Origin of the sequence: Buttiauxella sp. A111, assembly GCF_014189855.1 — a bacterium.
Lineage (GTDB): Bacteria > Pseudomonadota > Gammaproteobacteria > Enterobacterales > Enterobacteriaceae > Buttiauxella > Buttiauxella selenatireducens.
In genome coordinates this window covers 1-13620 of sequence record NZ_BJFN01000005.1, presented here as the reverse complement: position 1 = coordinate 13620, position 13620 = coordinate 1, and the positions used below count along the sequence as shown (strand labels likewise).

Annotated in this window: 11 protein-coding genes; 7 read left to right on the top strand and 4 right to left on the bottom strand. The window is 50.7% G+C overall.

What is annotated here, in order from left to right:
• Window positions 1-2 precede the first annotated feature (2 nt).
• Window positions 3-1454, bottom strand: coding sequence for an ATPase RavA stimulator ViaA (gene viaA, locus BSPA111_RS15225; RefSeq protein WP_183272009.1), 1452 nt, complete (start codon window positions 1452-1454; stop codon window positions 3-5).
• Window positions 1454-2947, bottom strand: a complete 1494-nt coding sequence (ravA, locus tag BSPA111_RS15220; protein ID WP_183272008.1) for an ATPase RavA — start codon at window positions 2945-2947, stop codon at window positions 1454-1456. The genes viaA and ravA overlap by 1 nt, the downstream gene beginning before the upstream one ends.
• Window positions 2948-3172: 225 nt before the next feature.
• Between ravA and kup the strand changes: the two genes are divergently transcribed.
• From kup to rbsR, 7 genes are all read left to right on the top strand, one after another.
• The gene (gene kup / locus BSPA111_RS15215) at window positions 3173-5041 is read left to right on the top strand and encodes a low affinity potassium transporter Kup (protein ID WP_183272007.1); all 1869 of its coding nucleotides are present in this window, start codon (window positions 3173-3175) and stop codon (window positions 5039-5041) included.
• A 284-nt stretch (window positions 5042-5325) separates the two neighbouring features.
• A complete protein-coding gene (gene rbsD / locus BSPA111_RS15210; protein WP_183272006.1) occupies window positions 5326-5745 on the top strand; it encodes a D-ribose pyranase in 420 nt (139 codons plus the stop codon).
• A gap of 7 nt (window positions 5746-5752) precedes the next feature.
• The gene (rbsA, locus tag BSPA111_RS15205) at window positions 5753-7267 is read left to right on the top strand and encodes a ribose ABC transporter ATP-binding protein RbsA (RefSeq protein ID WP_183272005.1); all 1515 of its coding nucleotides are present in this window, start codon (window positions 5753-5755) and stop codon (window positions 7265-7267) included.
• Window positions 7264-8229, top strand: a complete 966-nt coding sequence (gene rbsC / locus BSPA111_RS15200) for a ribose ABC transporter permease (protein WP_183272004.1) — start codon at window positions 7264-7266, stop codon at window positions 8227-8229. Before rbsA ends, rbsC begins: the two co-directional genes overlap by 4 nt.
• A gap of 28 nt (window positions 8230-8257) precedes the next feature.
• Window positions 8258-9145 carry a ribose ABC transporter substrate-binding protein RbsB gene (rbsB, locus tag BSPA111_RS15195; RefSeq protein ID WP_183272003.1) on the top strand — a complete coding sequence of 296 codons (888 nt, stop codon included), beginning with the start codon at window positions 8258-8260 and terminating at the stop codon, window positions 9143-9145.
• A gap of 72 nt (window positions 9146-9217) precedes the next feature.
• Window positions 9218-10147, top strand: coding sequence for a ribokinase (gene rbsK / locus BSPA111_RS15190; RefSeq protein ID WP_183272002.1), 930 nt, complete (start codon window positions 9218-9220; stop codon window positions 10145-10147).
• 2 nt (window positions 10148-10149) lie between these two features.
• Window positions 10150-11142: a ribose operon transcriptional repressor RbsR gene (rbsR, locus tag BSPA111_RS15185; RefSeq protein WP_183272001.1), complete on the top strand. Its 993-nt coding sequence runs from the start codon at window positions 10150-10152 to the stop codon at window positions 11140-11142.
• Here the strand turns inward: rbsR and mdtD are convergent.
• Window positions 11139-12521: a multidrug transporter subunit MdtD gene (gene mdtD / locus BSPA111_RS15180; protein WP_183272000.1), complete on the bottom strand. Its 1383-nt coding sequence runs from the start codon at window positions 12519-12521 to the stop codon at window positions 11139-11141. The two genes, rbsR and mdtD, sit on opposite strands and share 4 nt — an antisense overlap.
• Before the next feature lie 42 nt (window positions 12522-12563).
• Window positions 12564-13262 carry a FadR/GntR family transcriptional regulator gene (locus tag BSPA111_RS15175; protein WP_183271999.1) on the bottom strand — a complete coding sequence of 233 codons (699 nt, stop codon included), beginning with the start codon at window positions 13260-13262 and terminating at the stop codon, window positions 12564-12566.
• Window positions 13263-13620 lie beyond the last annotated feature (358 nt).

Genomic DNA, 13620 nt, shown 5'->3' with positions numbered 1-13620 from the left:
GATTAACGCCGCCAGCGACGCAGCAGGCGGCTTCGCATCCCGGTATCAAAGCGCCAGATATGATCGAAAATGCGCATGATGCCGGGTTTGCCATGTGTCGACATCGCCACCGCGTGGAAACGATGTTGATGAATACGTTGTAGATCCTTCACCTTCGTCACGACGTCGTCAGGCAAACGCTGGGCGATAAAGTCGGAAATGACCACTGCATCAGCGTCAAACCATTCGCTACCCTGCATTTTCTCTGCAATCGCCCTGAAACAGCTGGCGAGATCAGTGCCGCCACGAAAACGCTGGCTTAGAAAACGGATCGCTTGCTCAATACCGTCCGTACCACACACTTCGTAGCGCACCACTTCGCTGGAAAACAGCATGATGAAACAGCGGCGGTTATCTGCCAGCGCAACGCGCATCAGTGCCAGGCAAAAAGCTTTGGCGCATTGTTCATTAAAGCCGCCCATTGACCCAGACGTATCGACGCAAACAATAAATGGCCCGCGTGGTTGTTCATCAAAATCCTGGTGAACCACGGGACGCTCGACGACTTTCTCGCGCCATGAATCGCCATGTAATCGGTAAGTCAGCAGTTGTTTTTCCACCAACCGACGGTAGAACTCGTATTCCAGTTCGGTGATACCCAGCGTGGCTAATTCAGGTGGCAGCAAACGCAAGATGTCATCGCTACGCTGCAGGCCATCAACTTGTTCAGGTACCGTGGCGGGCTCACGTACCAGCATGCGCCAGGTTTCAGTCGGCGCATCTTTCTTCGGGACTGATTTAGCCTCTTTGGAACGACCAAGTTGTTCTGCAAGTTTGAGTAATTCCGGCTGGCTTGCAAGAAACTCACCGTACTGGACGATGAGTTGATAATCACCGCGCTGAAGCGAACCGGCGCTCATATCCCAAAGCCGTCCCGCAGCATTATCGTTGTCGACCAGTACCGGCTCAAGCTGGCCGCTTAATGCCAGACGCTGTTGCACTTCAGCGAGCAACTGATCACGCTCTTCTTCGAGCAATTGTTGGTTAAGCGAAGTGGTCTGCACCACCAGACTCAAACGCCAGCGTTGTAAAAAAAGCGTTTGTTGCGCTGGCGTCAGGCGAGGCATTTCCGCCACCAGCGTTTGTGCTTGCCCGTAAAAAGGGGAATCGACACTTTTCAGCAGAAGTAAAATTTCGGGAAGTTTTGCGGATAACTGACTGGTTGTGAGTAACTGGCTTTCCTGAAAGCACAATACTTCGCGAGCCAATTCTTGCGGCACGTTTGTGTCATGTAAGCGCGCCTTCAGTAACTCTCTCCAGCGCGGTATGTCTTTGGCCACCGCGTTTTTCAGGCGCGGGAATTTCTCAAAAAAGACGGCAAACTGCGGCGCCGCCAGCAGCGTGATAATAATCCCTTCTATTAATTCACCCTCGCCAATCGCGAGGATGAGATCGAGCGTCTCAACGCTGAGCATTAGTGCCGAGCCTGTTTAATTTGTTCTGCAACATCTTGCAGACTGGCTTCAATCTTTCCTAGCCAATCGTTGTGTATAAAGAGACATTTTTGCTGATCGTTAAAACGTTCATGTTGCTGGTGGAGGATAGCTTCCAGATCATCGAATTGCTGTTTGATCTCCTCTGGTATCCCTTGTTGCTGTTTACCCGGCATCACCAATCGCGTGCCTTGCAGGCTGACATCGCGCAGAACCAGATGTTGGCTGGAGTCGACTTCCATATTCAGTACCTGTGCAAAACCGATACCGTTGAGCTTGCCGCGCAGTTCTCCTCCCTTTACGAGCCATTGTGCGCAAGCTTCGCGGGTAATAGACACGTGGATAACTTCGATATCGTGCAGCTTCAGCGGCTGCTGAAGCAGTAATGTCAGCGTTTCACCGACGAGCTCGTCAGGCAATTTGTACTGTGGGCGACGGGTAAACATCCCACCCTGTTTGGTCACGGTGATAGCTTCACGGTCGCTATGCTGTTGTTGCAACTGAATACGGCGCTGCACGATGGCACCCAATTTTCCAAGCATTGCATGCTGTTGCCATGCGTGTCCGGTCATCAATATTTCAATCTGTTGTTGCATCAGATTCATCGCGGCAGAGTCATGCCACAGGCAATCTTTAAGCAGGATCAAATCAATCGGAGCGACGGCGTTTCGGCCACAAAAGAAGGCACTGGCTTGCAGCAGGCGAATGGCTTTCTTCCAGCGTCGGTCCGAAACATAAGGTGCACCCGCAGCGTTTTCGAGTTGCTGACGTAAGGTGAATATCAGTTCAAAGACGTTATCAGGCAGCAAAACGGTGCCAATTTCCTGCTGCCATTTGAAATACTCGTCGTCTGTGATTTGCAGGTTTTCTGGTACAGGATTGCCATTTTCATCATGTTGACTGGTGAGCATCGAGCGGAAATTACCTTTATCCTGCACTTTGTCGAGCCACAGGCGAATCAGCATACGGTCATACAAAGCTTCCAGGCTGCTGTCTGCTTCCGGCAGTTCGTTGGAGGCGGCCACCAGCAAACGCATTGGGATTTTTTCTTCACTCGCACCATTGCGAAAACGACGTTCGTTTATGGCGGTTAGCAAAGTATTCAGAATGGCAGGGCCCGCTTTCCAGATTTCATCAAGAAAGACGATTTCAGCTTCTGGCAGATAACCCGCCGTCAGACGCTCGTAACGGCCTTCATCTTTTAAAGCCTGAATGGATAATGGCCCAAATACTTCTTCAGGCGTGGAGAAGCGTGTCATCAGATATTCGAAGGCGCGCGCATGCTGGAAGGCAAACTTCAAACGGCGCGCAATCAAACTCTTGGCGATCCCTGGAGGGCCAAGTAAGAAAACACTTTCACCACTCAGTGCTGCCAACAGGCAGAGGCGCACCGCGTGGCTTCGTTCAAACAATCCTTTTTCCAGAGCCTGGCTAAGTCGTGAAATTCTTTCAGCCAATAAATGTGATTGAGCCATAATTAGCGTTGCATCCTTACGCGGTTATCACTAAGCGAAAAAGCGAGTATATCGTTCATCTGTATTATCGTTAATGGATTGGTGAGCGGCTCTTTTTTCCCTGACATAAGCTAAGCCTGTTGTATTTAGGGGTACGATTTACTTCATTATCGTGCATACTGTGCGCCTTTTTGTGGGCCAAGGGATTAAGCACACGCTTTCGGGATTCCAACAAAAGATTAGTCTATGAGCGCTGATAATAAACAATCATTGCCTGCAATAACGCTGGCTGCAATTGGGGTAGTGTACGGCGATATCGGTACTAGCCCGCTTTATACCCTTCGTGAATGTCTGTCTGGCCAATTTGGATTTGGTGTTGAACGTGACGCCGTATTTGGCTTTTTATCTTTGATTTTCTGGCTTTTGATTTTAGTCGTTTCTGTAAAATACCTGTCTTTTGTTATGCGTGCTGATAACGCCGGTGAAGGGGGTATTTTGACGTTAATGTCATTGGCTGGGCGTAATACGTCGGCAAAAATGACATCGGTGCTGGTGATCATGGGATTGATCGGCGGCAGCTTCTTCTATGGCGAGGTGGTCATCACGCCGGCGATATCGGTGATGTCGGCCATCGAAGGGCTTGAGATTGCCGCACCGTCTCTCGACCCTTACATCGTTCCTCTCTCTATCATCGTACTGACGTTGCTGTTTATGATTCAGAAACACGGCACGGGGATGGTGGGTAAGCTGTTTGCACCGGTTATGCTGCTATGGTTCCTGGTGCTGGCGGTGTTAGGAGCGCGCAGTATTATCGCTAACCCTGAAGTGCTGCAGGCGCTGAATCCGGCGTGGGCTGTGCATTTCTTCCTCGAATATAAATCCGTTTCGTTCTTTGCACTTGGTGCGGTTGTGCTTTCTATTACGGGTGTTGAAGCGTTGTACGCGGATATGGGGCACTTCGGTAAGTTCCCGATTCGTATTGCATGGTTCTCAGTCGTTCTGCCTTCACTGGTGCTGAATTACTTCGGCCAGGGAGCGTTATTACTGAAAACGCCTGAAGCCATCAAGAACCCATTCTTCTTGCTGGCACCTGACTGGGCGTTAATCCCGCTGATGATTCTGGCAACGCTTGCGACAGTTATCGCTTCTCAGGCCGTTATCTCTGGTGTGTTCTCCTTGACTCGCCAGGCCGTACGTCTGGGATATTTGTCGCCGATGCGTATCATCCACACCTCGGAAATGGAGTCCGGGCAGATATACGTTCCAGCAATTAACTGGATACTTTATATATCCGTGGTGATTGTCATTGTTAGCTTTGAACATTCCAGCAATCTGGCTGCGGCGTACGGAATTGCGGTGACTGGCACCATGGTTCTGACCTCAATCCTCTCTTGCACTGTGGCGCGTAAAAACTGGCACTGGAATAAAATTGCGGTGTTGCTGATGGGGATTTGCTTCCTGTTAATCGACATTCCGCTGTTCTCAGCAAACGCTGTAAAAGTCTTTTCGGGTGGTTGGTTACCGCTCTGTCTGGCGTTGGTCATGTTCATTATCATGACGACCTGGAAAAGCGAGCGTTTCCGTCTGCTGCGTCGTATGCATGAACATGGAAATTCACTGGAAGCGATGATTGCTTCATTGGAAAAATCGCCGCCAGTTCGTGTTCCGGGTACTGCTGTTTATATGTCCCGCGCGCTGAACGTGATTCCTTTTGCGATGCTGCACAACCTCAAGCACAACAAAGTGCTACATGAGCGAGTGGTATTGCTGACGCTGCGAACCGAAGATGCGCCGTACGTTCATAATGTGAAGCGTGTTTCTATCGAGCAGTTGTCGCCAACCTTCTGGCGAGTGGTCGCAAGCTACGGTTGGCGTGAAACGCCAAATGTGGAAGAGGTGTTCCACCGTTGCGGTTTGGAAGGGCTGAGCTGCCGAATGATGGAGACATCGTTCTTTATGTCGCATGAGTCGCTGATTATCGGCAAACGTCCGTGGTATCTGCGTTTGCGCGGCAAGCTGTTCCTCGCACTGCAACGCAACGCCCTGCGAGCGCCTGACCAATTCGAAATCCCGCCAAACCGGGTTATCGAACTAGGGACTCAGGTCGAGATTTAACGCTAACGCCTCTTCAATCGAAGGGGCGTTTTTTTTATCTCGGGATACTCAGGGTGACTTCTGGGTTTGGCGTCCCTCCAGGAATGTAATCCCGAGACTTCCCCCTAATCACGACCCTCCGCGGTTCATATCGTGAATGTTCGCGCTCTCATTTTTCCTTGTTTGTCATGCGTGCGCGAAACGTTTCGATAGCGATCACATTTTCATAACTTCATGGTTGTTTAATCACCTCTTCATTTCCTACACTTCTTATCAGCGAAACGTTTCGCTAGTGGAGTAAGAAAATGAAGAAAGGCACTGTTCTCAACGCTGATATCTCGTCTGTTATTTCCCGTCTTGGCCACACCGACACGCTGGTGATTGCCGATGCCGGGTTGCCCATTCCACGCAATACACCGCGTATTGATTTGGCTCTGACTCACGGCGTACCGAGTTTTATGCAGGTCGTTGAAGTCGTAACGCAAGAGATGCAGGTTGAAGCAGCGATCCTTGCTCAGGAAATCCAACAACATAATCCAGAGCTCCACGAAACGTTGCTCAAACAGATCGAGCAACTGCAACAACACCAGGGAAACACCATTTCTATTCGTTACATCAGTCATGAGCAGTTCAAGCAACATACCGCCGATGCTCATGCGGTTATTCGCAGCGGGGAGTGTTCCCCGTATGCGAATATCATTCTCTGTGCTGGCGTAACGTTCTGAGGCCGGCATGGAACCCTTACTGCAATTAAAAGGGATCGATAAATCGTTCCCTGGCGTTAAAGCCCTTTCTGGCGCAGCGTTGAACGTCTACCCTGGTCGCGTAATGGCACTTGTGGGAGAGAACGGCGCTGGCAAATCCACCATGATGAAAGTCCTGACCGGTATCTATCAACGCGATGCCGGCTCGCTGTTATGGCTGGGGAAAGAAACGACTTTTAATGGTCCAAAATCCTCACAGGAAGCGGGCATCGGCATTATTCACCAGGAGCTCAATCTGATTCCGCAGCTCAGCATTGCGGAAAACATTTTCCTGGGGCGCGAATTTGTCAGCCGTTTCGGCAAAATCGACTGGAAGAAAATGTACGCCGAGGCGGACAAACTGCTGGCGAAGCTTAATCTGCGCTTCAACAGCCAGCGCCTGGTCGGTGAGTTGTCGATTGGCGATCAGCAAATGGTTGAAATCGCCAAGGTGCTGAGCTTTGAATCAAAAGTCATCGTGATGGATGAACCGACCGATGCGCTGACCGATACCGAAACCGACTCCCTGTTCCGCGTAATTCGCGAGCTAAAAGCGCAGGGGCGCGGCATTGTTTATATCTCTCACCGTATGAAAGAGATTTTCGAGATTTGCGATGATGTGACCGTCTTTCGCGACGGGCAGTTTATTGCCGAACGCGAAGTGGCGACGCTGACCGAAGATACACTTATTGAGATGATGGTCGGACGCAAACTGGAAGATCAATATCCTCGTCTTGATAAACAACCGGGCGAAATCCTGTTGCGGGTCGATAACCTTTCTGGCCCAGGCGTTCATGACGTGAGTTTCACGCTACGCAAAGGTGAAATTCTTGGCGTTGCCGGGTTGATGGGCGCGGGTCGCACCGAATTAATGAAAGTGCTCTATGGTGCGCTACCGCGTACCGGTGGCTATGTGGCGCTTGATGGTCGAGAAGTGGTGACGCGTTCACCACAAGATGGTCTGGCAAACGGCATTGTTTATATCTCTGAAGACCGTAAGCGTGACGGGTTGGTACTCGGCATGTCGGTTAAAGAAAATATGTCGCTGACCGCGCTACGCTATTTCAGTCACAACGTCGGCAGCCTGAGACACAAAGATGAGCAGCAGGCAGTGCAAGACTTTATCCGTCTGTTCAATGTCAAAACGCCATCTATGGAACAACCCATCGGCCTGCTTTCTGGCGGTAATCAGCAAAAAGTCGCGATTGCCCGTGGTCTGATGACGCGCCCTAAAGTGCTGATTCTTGATGAGCCTACGCGCGGCGTTGATGTCGGGGCGAAAAAAGAAATCTATCAGTTAATCAATCAGTTCAAAGCCGATGGGTTAAGCATCATTCTTGTGTCGTCTGAAATGCCAGAAGTTCTGGGTATGAGTGACCGAATTATGGTGATGCATGAGGGGCATCTCGGCGGGGAGTTTACCCGTGAAGAAGCCACTCAAGAGATATTAATGGCGGCGGCCGTCGGCAAGCTAAATCGTGTGAATCAGGAGTCTGTAAAATGAGTACCCAGTCTATTCCTACCCGTCGCTGGTTCACAAAAGCGTGGCTGCTTGATCAAAAATCGCTGATCGCTCTGTTAGTGCTGATTGCGATTGTCTCGAGCCTTAGCCCGAACTTTTTCACCGTAAATAACCTGTTCAACATCCTGCAGCAAACTTCCGTGAACGCCATTATGGCGGTGGGGATGACCCTGGTCATTTTGACTTCCGGGATCGACCTGTCCGTCGGTTCATTACTGGCGCTAACCGGAGCGGTTGCCGCTTCGATTGTGGGTTTAGAAGTCAATGCGCTGGTGGCTGTTGCGGGTGCGCTGGCGCTAGGTGCTGCAATCGGGGCTGTGACAGGGGTGATTGTGGCAAAAGGGCGAGTGCAGGCGTTTATTGCAACGCTGGTCATGATGCTTTTACTGCGCGGTGTCACCATGGTTTACACCAATGGTAGCCCGGTAAACACCGGATTTTCTGATAATGCCGATCTCTTTGGCTGGTTTGGTATTGGCCGTCCGTTGGGGATCCCTACACCCGTGTGGATTATGGGTGTTGTGTTCCTGGCTGCGTGGTACATGCTGCATCACACGCGCCTGGGCCGTTATATCTATGCGCTGGGTGGTAACGAAGCGGCGACGCGTTTGTCTGGCATCAGCGTAAACAAAGTCAAAATTATCGTTTATTCACTGTGTGGTCTGCTGGCCTCTCTGGCTGGGATCATCGAAGTGGCGCGTCTTTCTTCCGCACAACCGACGGCGGGTACGGGCTATGAGCTGGACGCTATCGCGGCGGTAGTTCTGGGCGGTACAAGCCTTGCGGGCGGTAAAGGGCGTATTGTCGGGACGCTGATCGGTGCACTGATCCTCGGCTTCCTGAACAATGGACTGAATTTATTAGGTGTTTCTTCTTATTACCAGATGATCGTCAAAGCAGTGGTTATTTTACTGGCGGTGCTGGTGGACAACAAAAAGCAGTAACAATCATAACCCTACAGGACATCTGAATATGAATATGAAAAAGCTGGCTACCCTGGTTTCCGCTGTTGCACTGAGCGCCACCGTGAGCGCAAACGCGATGGCTAAAGACACCATCGCGCTGGTTGTATCGACTCTGAATAACCCGTTCTTCGTTTCACTGAAAGACGGCGCGCAAAAAGAAGCGGACAAACTGGGATACAACCTGATCGTGCTGGATTCGCAAAACAACCCTGCGAAAGAGCTGGCCAACGTGCAGGACCTGACCGTTCGCGGCACCAAATTGATGCTTATCAACCCAACCGACTCTGATGCAGTTGGTAATGCAGTGAAAATGGCTAATCAGGCTAAAATCCCTGTGATTACGCTCGACCGTATGGCAAATCAGGGCTCCGTGGTCAGTCACATCGCTTCTGATAACGTCGCTGGCGGGAAAATGGCGGGTGACTTCATTGCCAAGAAACTCGGTGACGGCGCGAAAGTTATCGAGCTGCAAGGTATTGCAGGGGCATCAGCTGCGCGTGAACGTGGCGAAGGCTTCAAACAAGCGACAGCAGCGCATAAATTTACTGTTCTGGCGAGCCAGCCTGCTGACTTCGACCGTACTAAAGGCCTGAACGTTATGCAAAACCTGCTGACTGCGCATCCTGATGTGCAGGCGGTATTTGCTCAGAACGATGAAATGGCGCTGGGCGCACTGCGTGCGCTGCAAACTGCCGGTAAATCCGATGTTCTGGTTGTTGGCTTCGATGGCACCGCTGATGGCGTGAAAGCAGTAGAAGGCGGCAAACTGGGTGCAACTGTTGCACAGATGGCTGACCAGATTGGTGTTATCGGTGTAGAAACCGCAGATAAAGTATTGAAAGGCGAGAAAGTCGACTCCAAGATCCCAGTTGACCTGAAGCTGGTTACTAAATAAGACGACATTAAGAAAAGCAGGGCATCGCGCCACCCACTAATCTGGGTGGCGCACTTAACTGGACTGATAAAAATGAAAACTAAAGGCAATCTCGTCGTCCTGGGCAGCATTAATGCTGACCATATCCTTAACCTCGAACATTTTCCTACGCCGGGTGAAACCGTCACTGGGCAAGAGTATCAGGTGGCGTTCGGTGGAAAGGGGGCGAATCAGGCTGTTGCAGCTGGGCGCAGCGGCGCAGATATTGCTTTTATTGCCTGTGTTGGCGATGACGACACCGGTAGCCGCGTTTGCAAACAGCTGGCAAGTGACAAAATCGATACATCCCCGATTAGCACTATTAAAGGTGCTTCAACCGGCGTGGCGCTTATTTTCGTGAATGGTGCTGGGGAAAACGTTATTGGTATCCACGCTGGAGCGAACGGGGCATTAACCCCCGCGCTGGTGGCGGAACAGAATCAGAAAATCGCTGAAGCTTCAGTGCTTTTAATGCAGCTTGAGTCTCCGCTGGAAAGCGTGCTGGCCGCGGCTAAAATTGCCCATCAAAATCAAACCAAAGTTGTGCTCAATCCTGCACCTGCCTGCGAGCTATCAGATGAGCTGCTCGGGCTGGTGGATATGATCACACCAAACGAAACCGAGGCTGAAAAGCTCACTGGTGTTCGTATCGAAAATGACGATGACGCGGCGGTTGCTGCTCAGGCATTGCACGCGAAAGGCATCGAAACCGTCATTATTACGTTGGGCAGCCGTGGCGTTTGGTTGAGTGAAAATGGCAAAGGGCAGCGAGTGCCCGGCTTTAAGGTTAAAGCAGTGGATACCATTGCCGCAGGCGATACCTTTAATGGTGCGCTAGTCACCGCATTGCTGGAAGAGAAGCCGATGGCAGATGCGATTCGTTTTGCTCATGCGGCCGCCGCTATTGCTGTGACGCGCAAAGGTGCACAACCTTCCGTGCCGTGGCGTCATGAAATCGACGATTTTTTGCAGCAGCAAGGATAATCATGCCCACCATGAAAGACGTCGCGAAATTGGCGGGAGTTTCGACTTCAACGGTTTCGCACGTTATCAATAATGATCGTTTCGTGAGTGATGCTATTCGCGCTAAGGTCGATGTCGCCATCAAAACTCTTAACTATGCGCCTTCTGCGCTGGCGCGCAGTCTCAAGCTCAATCAAACGCACACTATTGGGATGTTAATCACCGCCAGTAGCAACCCGTTTTATTCAGAGCTGGTGCGTGGTGTTGAACGGAGTTGCTTTGAGCGCGGTTACAGCCTGGTATTGTGTAACACCGAGGGTGATGAGCAGCGCATGAATCGCAATCTGGAGACACTGCTGCAAAAACGTGTCGACGGTTTGTTGCTGTTGTGCACAGAAACACACCTTCCTTCGGCAGATATCATGAGCCGTTATCCTTCTATTCCTACCGTGATGATGGACTGGTCGCCGTTTGAAGGTGAAAGCGATGTTATTCAGGACAACTCTTTATTAGGCGGCGAACGGGCAACGCAGCATCTTATTGATAATGGCTATACCCGCATCGCCTGCATTACGGGGCCGCAGGATAAAACGCCTGCGCGGTTGCGGCTCGAAGGTTACAGAAATGCAATGAATCGCGCAGGGCTTGCGATCCATGAAGGCTACGAAATCATCGGTGATTTTGAGTTCGAGGGTGGTTTCACGGCCATGAATTCGCTTCTTGCGCTGGAACAACCACCGCATGCGGTATTCACGGGCAACGATGCGATGGCTGTAGGCGCTTATCAGGCGTTGTATCAGGCCGGTTTGAAGGTTCCGCAGGATATGGCGGTTGTCGGCTATGACGATATAGAGCTTGCGCGTTATATGACGCCGCCGCTCACGACTATTCATCAACCCAAAGATGAGTTGGGTGAGTTGGCCGTGGATGTTCTGATACATCGCATGGCGCAACCCACTCTGGAACAACAGCGTCTGTTCCTGACACCAGAACTGGTAGAGCGCGGTTCAGTCTAGCGTTTAATCATGTGGCGCCCATCTTTCGGGCGTAACAACAGGAACACCAGAGCTGAAACTAACGTCACTGCGCCCATAGTCAGGAAGGTGTAGTGGAACTGCTCGACAGTGTTAATACTTTCTATACCTTCATACAGCCTGAGCACCGCTGCACTCACTGCTACCCCAAGACTAATTGCCAATTGCTGCGTTACGGCCAGAACGCTGTTGCCGCTACTGGCGTTTTCATCGGTGAGATCGGCAAGCGTTATGGTATTCATGGCGGTGAATTGCGTCGACATCGCCATCCCCAGAATAAACAGTGGCAATATCAGCAACCACACTTCCATTCCCGGCGATTGCAATGAGAATTGGCCAATCAGTAAACCAATAACCAGAGTCACCCCAACCAACGTTTTTCTGTAACCCAGACGACGTAATACCTGTGTCACGGTCGATTTCGCCAGTAGTGAGCCCATTGCTGTGGGTGCCATCATGCATCCGGCGATTAACGCCGAATAGCCAAAACCGACTTGTAGCATTAAAGGCATAAGGAAGGGGACGCAGCCAGTTCCCAGGCGTGAGGCAAGATTCCCAACGATACCGATAGAGAAGGTTCTGGTGCGGAACATCGGGAGGGCGATAAGTGGCGTTGGGTGGCGACGTGCGTGCCAGATATAGAATGTTAATAGAAGCAGCCCGCTGATGATAATCAGGATACCTATATAGCTGGCAACAATGCGCTCGCCGAATAATTCCATTCCACTCGAAATACACACCAGGCTTAAACCAAACAACAGAAAGCCAGTCATATCGAACCCGCGACGTGGTGTCGTAAAATTCGGCATGTACTTACGCGCGTAGATTAGCCCGAGAATACCGATAGGTATGTTAATGAGGAAAATCCAGTGCCAGCTTGCCCACGTAACTAAAACACCACCAAGAAGTGGGCCTAAGATGGGGCCGACCAGGCCAGGCATGGTCACGAAATTCAAAACCGGGAGTAATTCACTGCGTGGATAGGCACGTAATAACGCTAAACGTGCGACCGGCATCATCATTGCCCCGCCAATTCCCTGTATCACACGGAAGACAACTAACTCACCGAGCGAACTGGACATCGCGCAGGCGAACGATCCGAGAGTAAAGAGTGATACCGCGACCATAAATACGCGTCGAGTGCCAAAGCGATCGGCAAGCCAGCCGCTGACGGGGATCAGCATCGCAACAGTAAGGGTGTAACTGATTATCGCGGATTGCATTGCGAGCGGCGAACGGCCCAGGCTATGGGCAATTGCGGGTAATGCGGTGTTTAGAATCGTGGCATCCAGCGCCTGCATAAAGAAAGCCATCGCCGCAATCCACGGTAACCCGGCCATACTGCGAGCTGTTTTAGTCATTTTTGTCCTGATGTTTTAAGGCACGCAGGAGAACGTGAGACTTTACCCGTGTTCGAAGGGTTCTTTTAATAGTGTCTGACCAGCGACTAACGCGGCCTGGCTATCACCCAAGGTAATGGCATCAACAATTGCCTGGTGCAAATCGAGCTTGATAACTTCTTTGTCGGTTATAGCAGTAAAGTAATTGTAATAAATAGAACGGAATAAGTTAGCGAAAGAACCAAGGAAAGGATTACCACTCATTGCATAGATTTGTTCGTGGTAGGCCATATCAACTTCTATCCAGCGTTGGCGGTCAAATGAGACTTTCAATTTAACCATCTCTGCCATCATCTCGTTGAGAGTAGCTTTCTGCTCACGCGTACCATTTACCGCGGCTAATGCGCAGGCTTGTGGTTCCAGGCTATTACGCATAATAAGGAAGTAATCCACCACATCGTTAAAGTTCTCTTCTGTCATCCACCAGGTGAGCAATTCCTTATCAAGGAAGTTCCAGTGGGCGCGGGGCATTACGCGGGTACCGATGCGAGGGCGAGGTAAAACCATACCTTTTGCTGTTAATGTCTTTACTGCTTCCCTTACCGCCGTGCGGCTTACGCCGAAGAGTTCACCTAACTCTATTTCACCAGGCAAGATGCTACCCGCCTCGTACTCACCTTTGAGAATGCGTTGAGCGAGTTTTTCCGCAAGGACATAGGAAAGATTCTTTTGAGCTGCGAGTTGTTGGGCAGAGAGAGACATAAAAGCAATTCCTTTAGCGTTGTTTCTATTATGAGTATGCCACCATGTCTCCTTTTCTGATGCTTAAAACAGCAATAATCCCGTATTACAGACCTTTTACAGTGCTTTTGGCGAAAAAAAAGACGCTTGGTAATCTTTTTGCAATAAACACTTGTCAGCTTCCAGAAAATCCCTATACTGCGCCTCCACTGACACGGCACAACGGCTTACAAACCGGCCCGTCAGTCAGACGAAAAGCGAAAATAAACGCTTGACTCTGAAAGAGGAAAGCGTAATATACGCCACCTCGAGTTAGCAAGCGAAAGCGCGTAACTCACTGCTCTTTAACAATTTATCAGACAATCTGTGTGGGCACTCG